This is a genomic window from Pseudomonas sp. B111 (assembly GCF_026428275.1).
In the GTDB taxonomy this organism is placed as follows: domain Bacteria; phylum Pseudomonadota; class Gammaproteobacteria; order Pseudomonadales; family Pseudomonadaceae; genus Pseudomonas; species Pseudomonas aeruginosa.
Window position 1 is genome coordinate 3,187,983 of sequence record NZ_CP097857.1, and the last position, 18,774, is coordinate 3,206,756.

At 68.0% G+C, this 18,774-nt stretch carries 17 protein-coding genes; 4 read left to right on the top strand and 13 right to left on the bottom strand.

What is annotated here, in order from left to right; translation table 11 throughout:
- The first annotated feature begins 98 nt into the window (after nt 1-98).
- Nucleotides 99-446, top strand: a complete 348-nt coding sequence (locus tag M6E97_RS14740) for a GFA family protein (protein WP_003087550.1) — start codon at nt 99-101, stop codon at nt 444-446.
- Here M6E97_RS14740 and mnmH read toward each other — a convergent pair.
- From mnmH to M6E97_RS14755, 3 genes are all read right to left on the bottom strand, one after another.
- Nucleotides 425-1,534 carry a tRNA 2-selenouridine(34) synthase MnmH gene (gene mnmH / locus M6E97_RS14745; RefSeq protein ID WP_003087548.1) on the bottom strand — a complete coding sequence of 370 codons (1,110 nt, stop codon included), beginning with the start codon at nt 1,532-1,534 and terminating at the stop codon, nt 425-427. The two genes, M6E97_RS14740 and mnmH, sit on opposite strands and share 22 nt — an antisense overlap.
- Nucleotides 1,534-2,568 (bottom strand): selenide, water dikinase SelD, encoded by a 1,035-nt coding sequence (selD, locus tag M6E97_RS14750; RefSeq protein WP_003087546.1) that lies wholly within the window; start codon nt 2,566-2,568, stop codon nt 1,534-1,536. The genes mnmH and selD overlap by 1 nt, the downstream gene beginning before the upstream one ends.
- Nucleotides 2,569-2,651: 83 nt before the next feature.
- Nucleotides 2,652-2,930, bottom strand: a complete 279-nt coding sequence (locus M6E97_RS14755; RefSeq protein WP_003097836.1) for a hypothetical protein — start codon at nt 2,928-2,930, stop codon at nt 2,652-2,654.
- A 114-nt stretch (nt 2,931-3,044) separates the two neighbouring features.
- On the opposite strand from M6E97_RS14755, the gene M6E97_RS14760 reads away from it, so the two are divergent.
- Nucleotides 3,045-4,082, top strand: a complete 1,038-nt coding sequence (locus tag M6E97_RS14760) for a patatin-like phospholipase family protein (RefSeq protein WP_003087542.1) — start codon at nt 3,045-3,047, stop codon at nt 4,080-4,082.
- A gap of 3 nt (nt 4,083-4,085) precedes the next feature.
- On the opposite strand, the gene M6E97_RS14765 is transcribed toward M6E97_RS14760, so the two are convergent.
- From M6E97_RS14765 to M6E97_RS14810, 10 genes are all read right to left on the bottom strand, one after another.
- On the bottom strand, nt 4,086-4,691 hold the full coding sequence (locus M6E97_RS14765; RefSeq protein ID WP_003110632.1) for a DUF4893 domain-containing protein: 606 nt from the start codon (nt 4,689-4,691) through the stop codon (nt 4,086-4,088).
- Nucleotides 4,692-4,801: 110 nt separating this feature from the next.
- On the bottom strand, nt 4,802-5,710 hold the full coding sequence (glsB, locus tag M6E97_RS14770) for a glutaminase B (protein WP_003087537.1): 909 nt from the start codon (nt 5,708-5,710) through the stop codon (nt 4,802-4,804).
- A gap of 120 nt (nt 5,711-5,830) precedes the next feature.
- Nucleotides 5,831-6,523: a response regulator gene (locus M6E97_RS14775; protein WP_003087534.1), complete on the bottom strand. Its 693-nt coding sequence runs from the start codon at nt 6,521-6,523 to the stop codon at nt 5,831-5,833.
- Nucleotides 6,524-6,623: 100 nt separating this feature from the next.
- Nucleotides 6,624-9,281 carry a sensor histidine kinase gene (locus tag M6E97_RS14780; RefSeq protein ID WP_003120423.1) on the bottom strand — a complete coding sequence of 886 codons (2,658 nt, stop codon included), beginning with the start codon at nt 9,279-9,281 and terminating at the stop codon, nt 6,624-6,626.
- Between the two features lie 107 nt (nt 9,282-9,388).
- Nucleotides 9,389-9,940, bottom strand: a complete 552-nt coding sequence (gene kdpC, locus M6E97_RS14785) for a potassium-transporting ATPase subunit KdpC (RefSeq protein ID WP_003087529.1) — start codon at nt 9,938-9,940, stop codon at nt 9,389-9,391.
- 53 nt (nt 9,941-9,993) lie between these two features.
- Nucleotides 9,994-12,066: a potassium-transporting ATPase subunit KdpB gene (kdpB, locus tag M6E97_RS14790; RefSeq protein WP_003087527.1), complete on the bottom strand. Its 2,073-nt coding sequence runs from the start codon at nt 12,064-12,066 to the stop codon at nt 9,994-9,996.
- 11 nt (nt 12,067-12,077) lie between these two features.
- The gene (gene kdpA / locus M6E97_RS14795; RefSeq protein ID WP_003087524.1) at nt 12,078-13,772 is read right to left on the bottom strand and encodes a potassium-transporting ATPase subunit KdpA; all 1,695 of its coding nucleotides are present in this window, start codon (nt 13,770-13,772) and stop codon (nt 12,078-12,080) included.
- 10 nt (nt 13,773-13,782) lie between these two features.
- Complete coding sequence (locus tag M6E97_RS14800) at nt 13,783-13,872, bottom strand: K(+)-transporting ATPase subunit F (RefSeq protein ID WP_003097848.1); 90 nt, start codon at nt 13,870-13,872, stop codon at nt 13,783-13,785.
- A gap of 187 nt (nt 13,873-14,059) precedes the next feature.
- Nucleotides 14,060-15,214, bottom strand: a complete 1,155-nt coding sequence (locus M6E97_RS14805; protein ID WP_003087520.1) for an acyl-CoA dehydrogenase family protein — start codon at nt 15,212-15,214, stop codon at nt 14,060-14,062.
- A 54-nt stretch (nt 15,215-15,268) separates the two neighbouring features.
- Nucleotides 15,269-16,135 carry an IclR family transcriptional regulator gene (locus M6E97_RS14810; protein ID WP_003097851.1) on the bottom strand — a complete coding sequence of 289 codons (867 nt, stop codon included), beginning with the start codon at nt 16,133-16,135 and terminating at the stop codon, nt 15,269-15,271.
- Nucleotides 16,136-16,376: 241 nt separating this feature from the next.
- On the opposite strand from M6E97_RS14810, the gene M6E97_RS14815 reads away from it, so the two are divergent.
- On the top strand, nt 16,377-17,162 hold the full coding sequence (locus M6E97_RS14815; RefSeq protein WP_003087516.1) for an enoyl-CoA hydratase: 786 nt from the start codon (nt 16,377-16,379) through the stop codon (nt 17,160-17,162).
- A gap of 3 nt (nt 17,163-17,165) precedes the next feature.
- A complete protein-coding gene (locus M6E97_RS14820) occupies nt 17,166-18,695 on the top strand; it encodes a 3-hydroxyacyl-CoA dehydrogenase (RefSeq protein ID WP_033938519.1) in 1,530 nt (509 codons plus the stop codon).
- The last annotated feature ends 79 nt before the right edge of the window (nt 18,696-18,774 follow it).

Sequence of the window (18,774 nt, forward strand, 5' to 3'; positions counted from 1 at the left end):
GCCGCAGCCCCGCAGCTCTCGCGACCGTCTGCGCCGCGGCCCTGCGCCACCTGGAGGCAGCGGCTAGACTTGCCCTACCCTCACCCAGGAGCCCTGCCATGAACTATCGAGGAAGCTGCCACTGCGGAACCATCGCCTACGAAGTCGAAGGCGACCTCGACCAGGTGATCCAGTGCAACTGTTCACTGTGCAGCCGGCGCGGCTGGCTGCTGTGGTTCGTCCCGCGCGACCGTCTGGCGCTGAAGACGCCGGCCAGCGCGATGCACACCTACACCTTCAACACCCATCGCCTGCAGCATCACTTCTGCCCCACCTGCGGCTGCGCGCCGTTCAGCGAAGGCATAGGCCCGGACGGCCAGGCGATGGCCGCGGTCAACGCGCGCTGCCTGGAGGACATCGACGCCAGCGCGCTCCCGGTACAGCACTACGATGGCCGCAACGCCTGACGCTGGCGCAGGTAGCCGATCACCTCGGCCTGGTTGCCGCGGAACTCGACGCGGTCTTCCTTGCTCTGCCGCTGGAAGGCGTACATCGGGTCGTAGTACTCCTTGAGCAGCCCCTCGATCCAGCCGCGATGGGTATCCACCGAGCCGTCGCGGCCCTGCTCTTCCAGCGCCTGCACGAGGATCGCCGCCAGCCGCTGGTAGCGCTCGCCGCCGAGGCGCTTGACGATGCCGGCGAGGCTCTTCTGCAGGTAGGCGGAGAAGGCGGCGAAGCCCTCCTCCACGCCCACCACGCGCTCGAACTCGCTGCGCAGGTCGATCACGTAGTCCCTGAGGATACGCTCGACACGCTGCTCGAAGGCATCCTCCAGCCAGACCAGCGGGTAGCCCTGCATGCCCTGGTACAGCTCCAGCGGCAAGGAGCAGCTGCCGACGATCCGCCCCTCGTCCTCGAGGACGAACTGGCCGACGCCACGATGACGCTTCTTCAGGATGTCGATGGCCAGGCGGTTCTCGAAGTCGATCTGCGCCGGCTGCGGCGTGGCTCGCCGGCCAAAGCTGGAGCCGCGGTGGTTGGCGTGGCCTTCGAGATCGAGGCTGTTGTCCAGCGCCGCGATCACCTCGGTCTTGCCGCAACCGGTGAGGCCGCCGACCAGCACGAAATCGCACTCGTCGACCGCCGCGCGGGTGGTTTCGAAAAGGAAGTTGCGCAACGCCTTGTAGCCGCCGATCACCCGTGGGTAGTCGATGCCGGCGTCCTGCTTCAGCCACTGCTGGACGATCTGCGAGCGCAGGCCGCCGCGGAAGCAATACAGGTAGCCGTTCGGGTTGGCTTCGGCGAAGGCTTTCCAGGCCGCCAGCCGTTCGGCCTTGAGCGCCCCGCAGACCAGTTCGTGACCAAGGGCGATGGCGGCCTGCTGGCCGTGCTGCTTATAGCTGGTGCCGACCTTCTGCCGCTCGATGTCGTTCATCAGCGGCCGGTTGACCGTGTTGGGAAAGGCGCCCTTGTGGTACTCCACCGGGGCGCGCACATCCATCAGGGGGATATCGTCGAGAAACAGCTCGCGGTAGTGCTGGGTGTTGTCGCGCATTACAGCACCTGTACCGCAAGACTCTGTCGCTCGACCAGTTCGCCGATCGGCGCCAGTTGCAGGCCGAGTTCCGCCGCCACGGCGAGGAACTCCGCCTCGCCTTCCGGAGCCACCGCCACCAGCAGGCCGCCGCTGGTCTGCGGATCGCAAAGCAACAGCTTCTGCACCTCCGGCAGTGGCGCGATGCGCTCGCCATAGCTGTCGAAGTTGCGCAGGGTGCCGCCGGGCACGCAGCCCTGCTCCAGGTAATATTCGGCACTGGCCAGGCGCGGCACCGCGGCGTACTCAACGCGCGCGGTGAGCTTGCTGCCGTCGGCCATTTCCACCAGGTGGCCGAGCAGGCCGAAACCGGTGACGTCGGTCATCGCCTTGACCCCGGCCAATCGACCGAAGCGCGCGCCGGGCCTGTTCAGGGTGCACATCCAGTCGCGCGCCACGCCGACGTCCTCGGCGCGCAGCCTGGCCTTCTTCTCGGCAGTGGTGAGGATGCCGATGCCCAGCGGCTTGGTCAGGTACAGCCTGCAGCCGGCCTCGGCGGTGTCGTTGCGTTTCATGAAACGCTTCTCCACCACGCCGGTCACGGCCAGGCCGAAGATCGGCTCGGGGGCGTCGATGGAGTGTCCGCCGGCCAGCGGGATGCCGGCTTCCTCGCAGACCTTGCGGCCGCCGGCGATCACCTCGCGGGCGACTTCCGCGGCCAGCACGTTGACCGGCCAGCCGAGGATGGCAATGGCCATCAGCGGGTCGCCGCCCATGGCGTAGATGTCGCTGATGGCGTTGGTCGCGGCGATACGGCCGAAATCGAAGGGGTCGTCGACGATCGGCATGAAGAAATCGGTGGTGGAGACCACCCCGCGCTCCTCGTCGAGAGCGTAGACAGCCGCGTCGTCGCGCGAGGCGTTGCCGACCCAGAGCTTCGGATCGAGGTTCTGCGCGCCGCTGCCGGCGAGGATCACCTCCAGTACCTTGGGCGAAATCTTGCAGCCGCAGCCGGCGCCGTGGCTGTACTGGGTCAGGCGGATCGCCTCGCTCATCGGTGTACTCCCGTGGATGTCGGAAAAGTGCCCATTCTAGCAAAGCCGGCGCCGCCGCCAGAGGGCCGATCGCCGCGCCCGGCTCAGCGCCCGGCGCGCGACTCGCGGATATAGAAGCGCGCCTTCTCGGCCTTGCTGGTGCAGCCCTCGTAGGCTTCGAACTGCTGCTGGGTCTTGGCCCCGGTGAGCAGGGTCAGGGCCTTCGAGTAGCTGACGGTGCCGGCGAAGCCTTCGGCCTTGGCCAGGTCGAGTTCCTTCCAGGCCGCGTCCAACTGGTCGGCGCAGTTCTCCCGGTAGGCGGTCTTGCCGGCGCAGCCGGCCAGGGTCAGGGCAAGGACGGGCAGAACGATCCAGGTTTTCATCGAACGATCTCCGGACAGGGAAAGGGCCGCGCATCGCCACGACGCACTTGGCGGCGGCCGGGCGACACGCGTATCGTTTTCGCTTCGTCACGCAGTATTGGCAAGGGGTTGCAGATGAGCAAACAGGTCGCCCTGGTATTGGGCTCCGGCGGTGCGCGCGGCTACGCGCACATCGGCGTGATCGAGGAACTCGAGGCGCGCGGCTATGAGATCACCTGCATCGCCGGTTGTTCCATGGGCTCGGTGATCGGCGGCATCTACGCCGCCGGCAAGCTGCGCGAGTACCGCGAGTGGGTGGAAAGCCTGGATTACCTCGACGTGCTGCGCCTGCTCGACGTCAGCTTCCGCCTCGGCGCAATCCGCGGCGAGCGGGTGTTCGGCAAGATCCACGAGATCCTCGGCGAGGTGAACATCGAGGACCTGTCGATCCCCTACACGGCGGTTGCCACCGACCTCACCAACCAGCAGGAAATCTGGTTCCAGGAAGGCTGCCTGCACCAGGCCATGCGCGCCTCGGCGGCGATCCCCAGCCTGTTCACCCCGGTCATGCAGGGCAGCCGCATGCTGGTCGACGGCGGCCTGCTCAACCCGTTGCCGATCGTGCCGGTGGTGTCGGCCCACAGCGACCTGATCATCGCGGTCAACCTCAACGCCACCAACCAGAAGCAGTACCACCTGCCGGTGATCGAGCGTCCGGCAGCGCTCAAGGGGCGCTTCGACAGCATGATCGAGAGCCTCGGCCACAAACTCTCGTTCTTCCGCCGCCACGGCGACGACAATACCCCGCCGGAGCTGAGCGCCGACGCCCTGCTCCATCCGGTTCCGGCGGAATCCGAGGAGCCCGCCGAGCCGCAACTGCAACAGCCGGCCGCGGCGCCGCAAGGCAAGGACTCGCCGAAGTCGGCCAGCGGCACCACGGTGGTGGAAAGCAGCGGTCCGGCATCACTGCTGGAACTGGTCAACCAGAGCTTCGAGGTGATGCAGACCTCGCTGGCGCAGTACAAGATCGCCGGCTACCCGCCGGACATCCTGATCAACGTGCCGAAGCGGGTCTGCCGCTTCTTCGAGTTCTACAAGGCGCCGGAGTTGATCGCCCTCGGCCGGCAGATCGCCAGCGACACCCTGGACCGCTACGAGGAAGACAACGCCTGAGCCTCAGCGGCTGAACTCGAGGACCTCGTAGCCGCCGCGCCGTTCCGGGAACAGCAGGAGGAAGCCGCCGGCGTGCGGGCGCAGCAGCGCGACCACGTCGGACTCAGCCGGCGCGCCGTGGGCCAGGCCACTGAAGGCCACCTGGGGCTCGTCGTTGACCGTGGCGCCGCCGAGGAACACGTAGCGCTGCGTGCCTTCGCGGAACAGGTAGCCGCTGACCCGCTGCGAACCGCTGGTCTTCTCCAGGAACAGGCCGCGGTCGGTACGCCGGATGCGGCACTGGAAGTTCGGATAGCGATAGATGCCGTACTGGTCGGCCTGGGTCGAGCGGCACTTCCAGTCGCCCAGCAGGCCTTTCTCGTCGACGGCGACGACGGGCTGCGCCAGGCTGAGTTCCAGTTGCTCCAGTTCCGGCAGGAATTCCTCGAAGGCACTGTCGTAGTAGCGCTTGTTGATGGCCTCGGCGTCCTGCTCGACGGCCAGCACGCTGCGCTGCTGCTGGTCGCTGGTATAGCCACGCCAGTCCGGCTCGGCGGCGCCGGCGTGCGCGCAGGCGGCGAGAACGGTGAGGCAGGCGAAGACACGGGAAACGGGAATCGGGCGGGACATGGCGACCATCCTGGCGAGTGGACCGGCGCATCCGGCGCCGGCAAGCGGTAGCCGCAGAACATAGCGCAGCGGCGCCGGGAATTCGAGCGCCACCACGACGGGCGGCGGTTTCAGAAGATCGACCAGCCGATCCGCTCGCTGAGTTTCTCCAGCGCGGCGATACCCGCCAGCGAATTGCCCGCGGCGTTCAGCTCCGGCGACCAGACGCAGACCGTGAAGCGCCCCGGCACCACCGCGATGATGCCGCCGCCGACGCCGCTCTTGCCCGGCAGGCCGACCCGGTAGGCAAAGTTGCCGGCCTCGTCGTAGAGCCCGCTGGTGGCCATGATCGCGTTGACCTGCTTGGTCTGCCGCTCGTTGAGCACCTGCTCGCCGCTGTGCTTGCAGAAGCCCTTGTCGGCGAGGAAGCAGAACGCCCGCGCCAGGTCGACGCAGCTCATGCGCAACGCGCAATGATGGAAATAGCTGAGCAGCACCGCCTCGACGTCGTTGTGGAAGTTGCCGAACGATTTCATCAGGTAGGCCGCCGCCGCGTTGCGCGAGCGGTGCTGGTACTCCGAGCGCGCCACCACCGAGTCCGACACCACTTCCGGGTTGCCGCACAGGCGCCGGACGAAATCGCGCATCGATTGCGCCGGCGCGGCGAAACGCGACTGGTTGATGTCGCAGATCACCAGGGCGCCGGCATTGATGAACGGATTGCGCGGCTTGCCGCGCTCGAACTCCAGCTGCACCAGGGAGTTGAAAGGCTGGCCGGAGGGCTCGTGGCCGAGGCGTTGCCAGATGTCCTCGCCGGAATGCTGGATCGCCTGGACCAGGCTGAACACCTTGGAAATGCTCTGGATGGAAAACGGCCGCAGGGCGTCGCCGGCATGGAACAGCTCGCCGTCGCGGCTGTACACGGCGATCCCCAGTTGGTTCGGCTCGACGCCGGCGAGCGCGGGAATGTAGTCGGCGACCTTGCCGCGCCCGATCAGCGGGCGGACTTCATCGAGAATCTCGTTCAACAGTTGCTGCATGATGACCTTCGTCGTGACACCGGGGCGCCGACCCGGCGCATCCGGGCCAGCGCGAATGCGCGGCATCATAGGCGATGAACGCGCGGGAGGCATGCCCCTCGCGCAGAATTGCGCTGCGCGTCAGCTGTCGCGCAGGCGATAGCCGACGCCCGCCTCGGTCACCAGGAAGCGCGGGCTGGCCGGATCGTCGCCGAGTTTCTGCCGCAGGTGGCCGACCACGACCCGCAGGTAATGGGTGTCTTCGACGTGGGTCGGGCCCCAGATATCCTTGAGCAGTTGCTGCTGGGTCACTACCCGTCCGAGATGGCGTGCCAGCGCGGCGAGCACCGCGTACTCCTTGCGCGTCAGCGCCACTTCCGCACCCTCCAGGGTGACCCGGCGATAGGCGAAGTCCACCTGCAACGGGCCGACCGCCACCGCCGCCTCCGGGCTTTCGCCCTGCGCCGCCTGGCGCAGCAGGACGCGCACGCGGGCGAGGAACTCCTGGATGCCGAACGGCTTGGTCACGTAGTCGTTGGCGCCACCGTCCAGGGCCAGCACCTTCTCGCCCTCGCTGGCGCGCACCGACAGCACCAGCACCGGCACCTGCGACCATTCGCGCAGGTCGCGGAGGATGTCCTGGCCGTCGCGGTCCGGCAGGCCGAGGTCGAGCACCACCAGGTCCGGCCGGTTCAGCGCGGCCTGGGCCAGCCCCTCTTCGCCGGTGCCGGCCTCGAGTACCCGGTAGCCCTGGGCATTGAGGCTGATACGGAGGAACTTGCGGATCTGCGGTTCGTCGTCGATCAGCAGGATGCTGTTCTGCAATTGGGTCATGGCACTCGGCACGGCAGGTGAACACGGCGACGAGCCAGCGGCGGCGTCGCGGAAACGGCAGGAATAGCGCGAGCGCGGGCGCCAGGCAAGTGCGCCGGGCTCATTCGTCGCCCTCCAGTTGCCCGAGGTCCGGCTGCGGATGCAGCGGCAGGTGCAGGACCAGCGTGGTGCCGCGACCGTCGAGGCCTTCGCCGACGCTGATGCGCCCGCCGTGGGCGCCGATCATGCCCTGGCAGATCGCCAGGCCCAGGCCGGTGCCCTGGCCACCGCGGTCGCCACGGGCAGCGGTGTAGAACATGTCGAAGATCTTCTCCCGCTCGGCCTCGGGAATCCCCGGCCCCTCGTCGCTCACCGCGAAACGCAGCTCGGCGGCATCCTGGCTGACCTCGATGCGCAACCGGCCGTGGCTCGGCGAGAAGCGCGCGGCATTTTCCAGCACGTTGATCAGCGCCTGTTCGATCAGCGCCGCATGCACGTAGAGCAACGGCAGGTCGTTGGCCACGATCGCCTGCACCCGGTACGGCGCCAGCACCGCGCGCAGGCGGTTCAGCGCGCTGCCGACGATGTCGCCCGGCGCCACCCAGTCGCGCGCCAGCTTCAGGCCACCGTGGCCGAGACGGGTCATGTCGAGCAGGTTCTGGATATAGCGGTCCAGTCGCTCGGCCTCGTCGCGGGTGCTTTCCAGCAGTTCGCGACGATCCGCCGGCGGGATCGCCTCGCCCAGCGCCAGCAGGCTGTCGATGGAACCGCGCATGGCCGTCAGCGGCGTGCGCAGGTCGTGGGACACCGAGGCGAGCAAGGCGCTGCGCAGTTGCTCGGTTTCGCCGTGCAGGCGCGCGGCCTCCAGGTCCTCGGCCAGGCGAGCCCGCGCCAGGGCCTGGGCCAGGGGCTGGCCGAGGGCGGCGAGCAGGCGCCGGCGCTGCGGGCTCAGCGGCTGGCCGTCCAGCGGCGCGACGCCGAGCAGTGCCAGCGGCCCCTCTTCCGCCGACAGCGGCCACCACCACCAGCGTCCTCCGGGCAGCGTGCCAGTACCGAGGCCGGCCGGCTGGTCGTGGGCCCAGGCCCAGTCGGCGGCGACCCGTTCCTGGTCGGCGAGTTGCCGCTGCACGCCGGCCTCGGTCTTCCACTCGCCATTGACCTGACCGAGCAGGCAGACCTCGACGTCCTTCCAGTCGTCGAACTGCTGGGCGGCGGCGGCCAGCACCGCCTGGCGGTCGGTGGCGGCGGTGAGCTTGCGCGACAGCTCCAGTAGCAGGCTGGTTTCCTCCTGGGTATCGCGCAGCGCCTCCAGCTGGCGCCGCTGGCGTGCCGCCAGGTTGCCGGTGAGGCCGGCCATGAACAGGAAGAACGCCAGGCTCAGCAGGTCTTCGTGGCGATGGATGGCGAAGGAAAAATGCGGTGGGATGAACAGGAAGTCATAGGCCAGGAACGACGCCACCGCGCACAGCAGTGCCGGCATCAGGCTGCTGCGCACTGCCACCAGCAGCACCGCCATCAGGAACACCAGGGAGATGTTCGGCAGCTCCAGCAGGTGCGCCACGATCCAGGCCAGGCCGCTGGCCAGGGCGGTCGCCAGCAGCGCCAGCAGATAGTCGTTCCACACCACCGGATAGCGTGGCCGCGGTTCCGCCGGGCGCAGGTCGGCCTCGCTGTCCAGGGCACTGATCTCCAGGCCCTGGCCGTCGCGCAGCAGGCGCCCGGCGAGACCGCCGCCGAAGGCCCGGCGGTACCAGCGGCGCCGCGACTGGCCAACCAGGACCAGGCTGGCGCGGCGCTCGCGGGCATGTTGCAGGAGGGTCCGCGCCACCTCGCCGGCGCGCAGCACGACGATCTCGCCGCCGAGCCGCTCGGCCAGTTGCTGCGCACCCTGCAGGCGCATCCGCGCGTGCTCGCCGCGCAAGCCGCCGGTATCGACGTGTACCACGCTCCAGGGCAGGTGCCGACGTTCGGCGACCCGGCAGGCGTGGCGCACCAGGCGTTCGGCCTGTTCGTCACCGTCGATGCCCACCAGCAGCCGCCCGCGCAACGCCGGCGCCTCCTCGCCGCGCTGGCGGTAGCGGTGGTTGAGGTCGGCGTCGACCCGCGCGGCGGCGGTCTGCATCGCCAGTTCACGCAGCGCGGTGAGGTTGGTCTGCGAGAAGAACGCATCGATCGCCGCCCGCGCCTGTTCCGGCACGTAGACCTTGCCCTCGCGCAGGCGCTCCAGCAGCTCGCGCGGCGGCAGGTCGATGAGGACGATCTCGTAGGCCTCCTGCAACACCCAGTCCGGCACCGTCTCGCGGACCTGCACGCCGGTGATGTCGCGGACCTGGTCGTTGAGGCTCTCCAGGTGCTGGACGTTGACCGTTGTGTAGACGTCGATTCCCGCCGCCAGCAACTCCTGGATGTCCTGCCAGCGCTTGGCGTGGCGGCTGCCGGGAACGTTGCTGTGGGCCAGTTCGTCGACCAGGGCCAGCGCCGGCGGGTCGGCGAGGAGACCGTCGAGGTCCATTTCTTGCAGTTTCATCCCTCGATACTCGAGGCTGCGCAGCGGCTGCTGCGGCACGCCTGCGAGGAGGGACTCGGTTTCCGCCCGCGAGTGGGTCTCGACCACCCCGGCGCGCAGTTTCACGCCCTGGCGCAACTGGGCCTGGGCGGCCTGCAGCATGGCGAAGGTCTTGCCCACCCCCGGCGCCGCGCCGAGAAAGACTTTCAGGCGGCCGCGCCCGTCAGCGGGCAGGTCGGCCAGCAGCGCGTCGGCGCGTGCGGTGTCGGTCATGGATCGGTCGTACTCCGTTGCTCTGCGCCGCGCGGGGCGGACGATCGCCGGCGATCATCCGCCGATGCGGCGATATTGCAAGCCCTTGCGTGGGTCTCTGGGGAAACCTAGCGCTTCAACCCCGCCAGCGCCATGTTCAGCGCCAGCACGTTGACCACCGCCGGCCCCACCAGCGGCCGCTCGGTGTGGCTTTCCACCAGGTCTTCCACCAGCCGCAGCGGCAGCCCGCGTGCCGTGGCCACCCGCAGCGCCTGGTAACGCGCGGCCTGCGGCGGCAGCTGCGGATCGAGTCCGCTACCGGAGGTAGTGACCAGCGCCAGCGGCACCGGCCCCTGGTCGGCGATACGCTCCTGCGCGGCGTCCCTGGCGATGCGCTCGGCCAGTGCCGGGTTGCTCGGCGCCAGGTTGCTCGCGGCACTGGAAACGGTGGCGTAGTCGCCCGCCGAAGGCCGCGAATGGAACCACTCCTCGCCGTCGAACTTCTGCGCGATCAGCCGCGAGCCGAGCACCTTGCCCTCGGCGTCGCGCAGCAGGCTGCCATTGGCCTGCTCGGGGAACGCCAGTTGGGCGATACCGGTGACCAGCAGCGGATAGGCCACGCCGGTGACCAGGCTCAGCACCAGCAGTGACGCCAGTGCCGGACGGAGTTGCTTGAACATGTGCAGATCCTCTCTTCAGTCCCAGGCCCTCGCCCGACGGCGAGGGCCGTTGTTCATGCCAGGCCGACGGCGGTCAGCAGCAGGTCGATCGCCTTGATCCCGAGGAACGGCGCCACCAGGCCGCCAACGCCATAGATCAGCAGGTTGCGCTGCAGCAGTTGCGAAGCGTCCGCCGCCTGCACCCGCACGCCGCGCAAGGCCAGTGGGATCAACGCGACGATGATCAGCGCGTTGAACACGATGGCCGACAGGATCGCGCTCTGCGGGCTTTGCAGGCGCATCACGTTGAGCACGTCGAGCTGCGGGTAGATGCCGACGAACAGCGCCGGCAGGATGGCGAAGTACTTGGCCACGTCGTTGGCGATGGAGAAGGTGGTCAGCGCGCCGCGGGTGACCAGCAACTCCTTGCCCACCTGGACCACGTCGAGCAGCTTGGTCGGGTCGCTGTCCAGGTCGACCAGGTTGGCCGCCTCGCGGGCGGCCTGGGTGCCGTCGTTCATGGCCATGCCGACGTCGGCCTGAGCCAGCGCCGGGGCGTCGTTGGCACCGTCGCCGCACATCGCCACCAGGCGACCTTCGCCCTGCTCCTGGCGAATCCGCGCCAGTTTCTTCTCCGGGGTAGCCTCGGCGATCACGTCGTCGACCCCAGCCTCGGCGGCGATGGCAGCGGCGGTCAGCGGGTTGTCGCCGGTCACCATCACGGTGCGGATGCCCAGCCGGCGCAGTTCGGCGAAGCGCTCGCGAATGCCCGGCTTGACCACGTCCTTCAGGTGAATGGCGCCGAGCAGCCGGCCGTTGGCTACCACCAGCAGCGGGGTGCCGCCGCTCTGGGCGATCTTGTCCACCTCTCGCGAAAGCACCTCGGGCATCTTCTCCCGCGGCAGGTCGATGAAGCGCAGCGCCGCATCCACCGCCCCCTTGCGGTACACCTGACCGTTCCAGTCGACCCCGGACAAGCGGGTTTCCGCGCTGAAGGCGATCGGCGTCAGCTCCTCGCGGCGCGGCTCCTCGATCGGATGCAGGATGCGCAGGTATTCGACGATCGACTTGCCTTCCGGCGTGTCATCGGCCAGCGAGGCCAGCAACGCGCCCTCGGCCAGTTCCTTGCCGCTCACCCCCGGCGCGGCGTACAGCGCGCTGCAGCGGCGGTTGCCGAAGGTGATGGTGCCGGTCTTGTCGAGCAGCAGCACGTGGACGTCGCCGGCCGCCTCCACCGCGCGACCGGACTTGGCGATCACGTTCAGGCGCACCAGGCGGTCCATGCCGGCGATGCCGATGGCCGAGAGCAGGCCGCCGATGGTGGTCGGGATCAGCGTCACCAGCAGCGCCACCAGGAACACCAGCGGCAGGTTGCCGCCGGCGAACAGGGCGAACGGCTTGAGGGTCACCACCACCAGCAGGAAGATCAGGGTCAGGCCGATCAGCAGGATGTCCAGCGCTACTTCGTTGGGGGTCTTCTGCCGCTTGGCGCCTTCCACCAGGGCGATCATCCGGTCCAGGGTCGACTCGCCCGGGTTGGCGCCGATCCGCACCAGCAGCCAGTCGGACACCACCTGGGTGTTGCCGGTCACCGCCGAGCGATCGCCGCCGGACTCGCGGATCACCGGCGCCGATTCGCCGGTGATGGCGGCCTCGTTGACCGCCGCCACGCCTTCGATGACTTCGCCGTCGCCGGGAATCATCTCGCCGGCCTGGACCCGTACCACGTCGCCCTTGCGCAGGCTGCTGGCAGCGACGCTCTCGAAACTGCCGTCGGCGCGCCGCTTATTGGCGGAGAGGCCCTGGCTGCCGGCCTTGAGACTGTCCGCGCGGGCCTTGCCACGCCCCTCGGCTAGCGCTTCGGCGAAGTTGGCGAAGAGCACGGTGAACCACAGCCAGAGGGCGATCTGCAGCGCCACCGAGGTCGGCACCGCCTGGTCGGGGACGAAGCACAGCAAGGTGGTGAGCACGGCGGTCAGTTCGACCACCAGCATCACCGGCGAGCGCAGCAACTGGCGCGGGTCGAGCTTGACGAAGGCTTGCAGCAGCGCCGGCCGCCACAAGGCGGCGAGGCTGGTGGACGCGTTGTGGCGACGTTCGAGCGATTTGTGCAAGGCGTTCTTGGACGCCTGGGTCTGAGCGTTCATGTGCGATTCCTTCAGAAGCCGAGGCTCAGTTGTTCAGCGATCGGGCCGAGGGCCAGGGTCGGCAGGAAGGTCAGGCCGCCGACCAGCAGGATGGTCACGGTGAGCAGGCTGACGAACAGCGGACCATGGGTCGGGAAACTGTTCGGCCCCACCGGGCTGGCCTTCTTCGCCGCCAGGCTGCCGGCGATGGCGAGGATCGGCAGGATGTAGCCGAAGCGGCCGATGAGCATGGCCAGGCCGATCATCAGGTTGTGGAACGGCGTGTTGGCACCGAAACCGGCAAACGCCGAGCCGTTGTTGGCGCTCCCCGAGGTGTAGGCGTAGAGCAGTTGGCTGAAACCGTGCGGGCCGGGGTTGGTCACCGCCGAGGCCGGTCCCGGCAGGCTGGCGGCAATGGCGCCGAGCACCAGCACGCCGACAGGCATCACCAGCAGGGTGAAGACCAGCAGGCGGACCTCCTTCGCCTCGAGCTTCTTGCCCAGGTACTCCGGCGTCCGCCCTACCATCAGGCCGGCGAGGAACACCGCGATCAGGACGAACAGCAGCATGCCGTAGAGGCCGGCGCCGACGCCGCCGAAGATCACCTCGCCGAGCATCATGTTCAGCAGCGGCAGCATGCCGCCCAGGGGGCTCAGGCTGTCGTGCATGGCGTTCACCGAGCCGTTCGAGGCGGCGGTGGTGGTGATCGCCCAGAGCATGCTGGCGGCGGTGCCGAAGCGACTCTCCTTGCCCTCCATCGGTGCGCCCTGCTCGACCGGCAACTGCGCCAGCGCCGGGTTCGGCTGGTATTCGGCCCACAGCGACAAGCCCAGGCCGAGGCAGAACAGCAGCAGCATGCAGCCGAGGATCGCGCGGCTCTGGCGCAGGTCCTTCACGTAATGGCCGAAGGTGAATACCAGCGCCGCCGGGATCAGGATGATCGAGGCCACTTCGAACAGGTTGCTCCAGGCACTCGGGTTCTCGAACGGATGAGTCGAGTTGACGCCGAAGAAGCCGCCGCCGTTGGTGCCCAGTTGCTTGATGGCGATCTGGCTGGCCGCCGGGCCGAGCGGGATGGTCTGCTCGGCGCCTTGCAAGGTGGTGGCATGGACGTAGTCGAAGAAGGTCTGCGGCACGCCCTGCCAGACCAGCAGCAACGCCAGCAGCAGGCACAGCGGCAGCAGCACGTAGAGGGTGCCGCGGGTCAGGTCGACCCAGAAGTTGCCCAGCTGTCGTGTGGAGCGGCGGCTGATGCCGCGCGCCAGGGCCACCAGCACGCAGAGGCCGACCGCCGCGCTGACGAAGTTCTGCACCGTAAGGCCGACCATCTGGCTGAAGTAGCTCAGCGAGGCCTCGCCGCTGTAGGCCTGCCAGTTGGTGTTGGTGACGAAACTGACCGCGGTGTTGAACGCCAGGGTCCATTCCAGGCCCGGCAGGTGCTGCGGGTTCAGCGGCAGGCTGCCCTGCAGCATGAGGATCGAGAACAGCAGGACCAGGCCGGCCAGGTTGAATGCCAGCAGCGCCAGGGTGTAGGTCTTCCAGTCCTGCTCGCTCGCCGGATCGACGCCGAACAGGCGATAGCAGACGCGCTCCAGTGGCGCCAGCGGCGCGCTGAGGAGATTGCGTTGGCCTTCCATCACCTTGAAGCAGTAGCGCCCGAGGAACGGTGCAGGCACCAGGACCAGGGCGAAAAAGGCCAGGATCAAGAGAATCTCGTGGCTGTTCATGTGCCCTCCCCTAGGCACGGTCGGCGCGTAGCAGCGCCACCAGCAAATAGACGAACAGTCCCGTGGCCAGGGCCAGGGACAACCAATCCAGAACGGTCATGTGTGCGATCTCTCCTTCGAACGGCCTCTGCCGCTTGAGGGAAAGTCTCCGCAAAGGGGGCGTAAAGAAGCGATTCCGGGCCGCGCCGGACGGCATAAAGAAAGCGTAAAGAGTGGCGCGGACGGCGCCTGGGAGAGCAACCGGCCGGGGACTGCGCCACGGCCGGTGACAAGGCGAAGGATCGACGCTAGCCCTGGGCGGCGCGGATCATGTTGCGGGCGATCAGCAGTTGCTGGATCTGCGTGGTGCCCTCGTAGATGCGGAACAGTCGCACGTCGCGATAGAAGCGCTCGATCCCATAGTCGCCGATATAGCCGGCGCCGCCGAAGATCTGCACCGCGCGGTCGGCGACGCGGCCGCACATTTCCGAGGCGAACAGCTTGGCGCAGGACGCCTCGGTACCGACATCGCGGCCTTCGTCGCGCTGCCGCGCGGCGTCGATGACCATGCAGCGCGCCGCGTAGGCTTCGGCCTTGCTGTCGGCGAGCATTGCCTGGATCAACTGGAACTCGGCGATCGGCTGGCCGAACTGCTTGCGTTCCAGGGCATAGCGCAACGCATCCTCGAGCATCCGCTCGGCGACCCCCACGCAGACCGCGGCGATGTGCAGGCGGCCCTTGTCGAGCACCTTCATCGCGGTCTTGAAGCCGACGCCCTCGACCCCGCCGATCAACTGGCTGGCAGGCACCCGGCAGTCGTCGAAGATCACGTCACAGGTATGCGCGCCCTTCTGTCCCATCTTGCGATCCGGCTTGCCCAGGGACAGCCCGGGCGTACCGCGCTCGACGACGAAAGCGGAGATTCCGCCGGCGCCACGGATCGCCGGGTCGGTGCGTGCCATCACGGTGTAGATGCCGGCCTGCGGGGCGTTGGTGATGAAGCGCTTGGTACCGTTGAGCACGTAGTGCCCGCCGTCACGCATCGCCGTGGTCTTCAGCGAGGCGGCGTCGGAACCGGAGTCCGGTTCGGTGAGGCAGAACGAACTGAGCAGTTCGCCCGACGCCAGGCGCGGCAGGTAGCGCCGCTTCTGTTCTTCGGTGCCGTCGATGACGATGCCCTGGGAGCCGATGCCATTGTTGGTGCCCAGCAGCGAACGGAACGCCGGCGAGGTCCGCCCCAGTTCGAAGGCGATGCTCACCTCTTCCTCCATGGTCACCCCGAGGCCGCCGTAGGCCTCCGGGATCGACAGGCCGAACAGGCCCATCTCACGCATGCGGGCGATGATCGCCTCGGGGATGCGGTCGGTTTCCGCCACCTCCTGCTCATGAGGCACCAGGCTTTCGCGGACGAACTGGCGGATGCTGTCCAGCAGCAGGTTCAGGGTTTCCGGATCACGAATCATGCTCACTCCAATAGGCCCTTAGGCCGGTTGCCATGATTCCGTCACCGGCCTCGGTCAGCGGGTGGCGGCCTCGATGTTGTGGACCATGTGCAGCAGGCGCGGGCCGATGTCGTCCTCCAGTTTCTCGCGCTTGAGGTGGAAACTCGGCCCGCCGCAGTTGAACGCCAGCAGCCCATGGCTCTCGTGGTGCAAGGCCACGCCCACCGCGTTGACGTCGCGTTGCCACTCGCCGAGCGACAGGCAGAAGCCGTAGTCGGCATAGTCGCGGAAGGCCCGCTCCAGCCCCTTGCGCACTTCCGGCCAGTCTTCCGGGTGGCGCTTGCGGATGTGCCCGAGGATGAACTCCCGCTCGTCCTCCGGCATCGCCGCCAGGCAGGCCCGACCGATAGCGCTGCGGTGCAGCGAGAGGTGGCTGCCGACCTGGCGACGCATGGTCAGGTTGGCCTCGCCATGCACCACGTCGAGGTAGACCATGCTCAGCCGGTCGCGGGCCGCCATGGCCACCGCGGCCTTGGCGTAGCCGGCCATCTCTTCCATCAACGGGCGGGCGAGCGCGCGAATCGACAGGTTCGAGAGCATCGCGTAGCCGAACGACATCACGCCCACTTCCAACTGGTACTTGCCGCTATGCGGCAGGTGACGCAGATAGCCCAGCCGGGTCAGGGTGTGGGTCAGACGCGACACCGTCGGCTTCGGCAGGCCGGTCTTCTTCGCCAGTTCCTGGTTGCCCAGCAGGCTTTCCCGTGGCGTGAAACAGCGCAGCAATTCCAACCCGCGGGCCAGCGCGGTGACGAACTGGCGGTCCTTGAGTTCCTCGTCTTTCTCCTGCATCGGGTCGATCAGCACAGCTTCGAAGGCGGACACTTCCGCTTCCGTACTGGCACCTTCCGCCGGACTCCGGCGCTCGTCGTTGCCGCGCATAGTAGGGACCTCTTTTTTAAAAAATCAATAAAACAAAATCATATTTCGCATAGCGAAATTAATAGAAGAACCCATGCACTTTCAACAACGAAAATAAAATCCTTTTAAAACAGTAAATTGTATAAGTAGATCGTCCGAAATCCGACGCGAGTATTTACAACGCCACGGCTGGCGCTGATTATTTTCGATAAATCATGAAACTATATTTCGCATAGCGAAATATCAATTCATCGGAGCTTCCATGTCCGCCGATCCTTCGCCCGTGGTTCTGCTCGAATTTCCCGCAGCCGATATCGCCCTGCTTCGCCTCAATCGTCCGCAAGCCAGGAACGCGCTGAACGACGAAGTGCGCCAGCGCCTCGCCAGCCACTTCCAGACGCTCGGCGCGGATCCGGCGATCCGCGTCATCGTGCTCACCGGCGACTCGCGCTGCTTTGCAGCTGGCGCCGATCTCCGCGATCTCTCGACGAGCACGGCGATCGGCCTGTACGGCCGCCACAGCGAGCGCTACTGGGAAGCCATCGCGCGCTGCCCGAAGCCGGTGATCGCCGCGGTCAACGGCTTCGCCCTGGGCGGCGGCTGCGAACTGGCGATGCATTGCGACCTGATCGTCGCCGGCGAGTCGGCACAGTTCGCCCAGCCGGAGATCAAGGTCGGGGTGATGCCGGGTGCCGGCGGCACCCAGCGCCTGGTACGGGCGGTGGGCAAGTTCCAGGCGCTGCGCATGCTGTTCACCGGCTGCCTGGTGAAGGCTCCGCAAGCGCTGGCCATGGGCCTGGTCAGCGAAGTGGTGGCGGACGAGTCGACGCTGGCGCGCGCCCTGGAACTGGCCACGGAGATCGCCCGCCTGCCCCCTCTGGCGCTGGCGCAGATCAAGGAGGTGGTCCTGGCCGGTGCCGACCTGCCGCTGGACAGTGCCCTGGCCCTGGAACGCAAGGCGTTCCAGTTGCTGTTCGACTCGCAGGACCAGAAGGAAGGCATGCACGCCTTCCTGGAGAAACGCCCGCCGAACTACCAGGGGAAATAGACGATGCCCGATATTCGTTGTATCGCCGTGGTCGGTACCGGTGCGATGGGCACCGGGATCGCCCAGATCGCCGCCCAGGCCGGCCTGACCGTGTGGCTGTTCGACAGCCGCGCCGAGGCCGCCGCGGAGGCACGCCAGCGCCTGCGGCAAACCTTCGAGAGTCTATGCGGCAAAGGCAAGCTGAGCGCCGCCGACGCCGAGGCCGCGCAAAACCGGCTGCGGGTGGCGGAACGCCTGGAACAACTGGGCGACTGCGAACTGGTGGTGGAGGCCATCGTCGAGCGCCTGGAGGCCAAGCAGGAATTGCTGCGCCGGCTGGAAGCCATAGTCGCGCCGGAGACCATCCTCGCCAGCAATACCTCGTCGTTGTCGATCACCGCCATCGCCGCCGCCTGCGAGCGGCCGCAGCGGGTCGCCGGCTTTCACTTCTTCAACCCGGTGCCGCTGATGCGCGTGGTCGAGGTGGTCGACGGCCTGGCCAGCGCTCCGGAAGTCGGCGACGCCCTGCTCGCCCTCGCCGCGCGCCTGGGCCACCGCGGTGTACGGACCAAGGACAGCCCCGGCTTCATCGTCAACCATGCCGGCCGCGCCTATGGCACCGAGGCCCTGCGCATCCTCGGCGAAGGCGTCGCCGAATGCGCCGAGATCGACCGTGTGCTGCGCGAGTGCGCCGGCTTCCGCATGGGGCCGTTCGAACTGCTCGATCTTACCGGCCTCGACGTGTCGCACCCGGTAATGGAATCGATCTACCAGCAGTACTACCAGGAACCGCGCTACCGCCCGCACCCGCTGACCCGCCAGTTGCTCGCCGCCGGCCGTCTCGGGCGCAAGAGCGGCCAGGGCTTCTATCGCTACGTCGACGGCCAGCCGCAGGACAAGCCCGGTCCCCAACCGGTGCCGCAGGCCGCCATCCGGCCCCCGGTGTGGCTGGGCTGCGAAAACGAGGACGACCGCCGCACGCTCGTCGAACTGCTGCATCGCCTCGGCGTCGAGCCGGAAACCGGCGAACGCCCTTCCGCCGCAGCGCTCTGCCTGCTGGCCGCCTGGGGAGAGGACCTGAGCAGCGCCGTGCAGCGCTTCGCCTGTCCCGCCGAGCGCAGCGTCGGCATCGACCTGCTCTGCGACCTCGAGCGCCGGCGCTGCCTGATGCTCTCGCCGCTGACTACCCCGGCCATGCGCGACGCCGCCCACGCGCTACTGGCTGGCGACGGCGTCGGGGTCACGGTGCTGCGCGACAGTCCCGGCTTCGTCGTCCAGCGGGTACTGGCGATGATCGTCAACCTCGCCTGCGACATCGCCCAGCAGGGCATTGCCAGCGTCGAGGATATCGACCAGGCGGTGCACCTCGGCCTCGGCTATCCCCACGGCCCGCTGGAATGGGGCGACCGCCTCGGCCCGCGGCGCCTGCTGAGCATTCTCCAGCGCCTGCAGGCGCTTACCGGTGACCCGCGCTACCGGCCCAGTCCCTGGCTGCGCCGACGAGCGCAACTGGGCATGTCCCTGCGCGCCGGCGAAACCGCCGCCGTAGGCTGACGCATCGGCGACCTGGCGACGCAGCGCCATGCGTCTCGCCGCCAGGCCAACGCTTTTTCCCCGAGCGACGCTTTCCGGG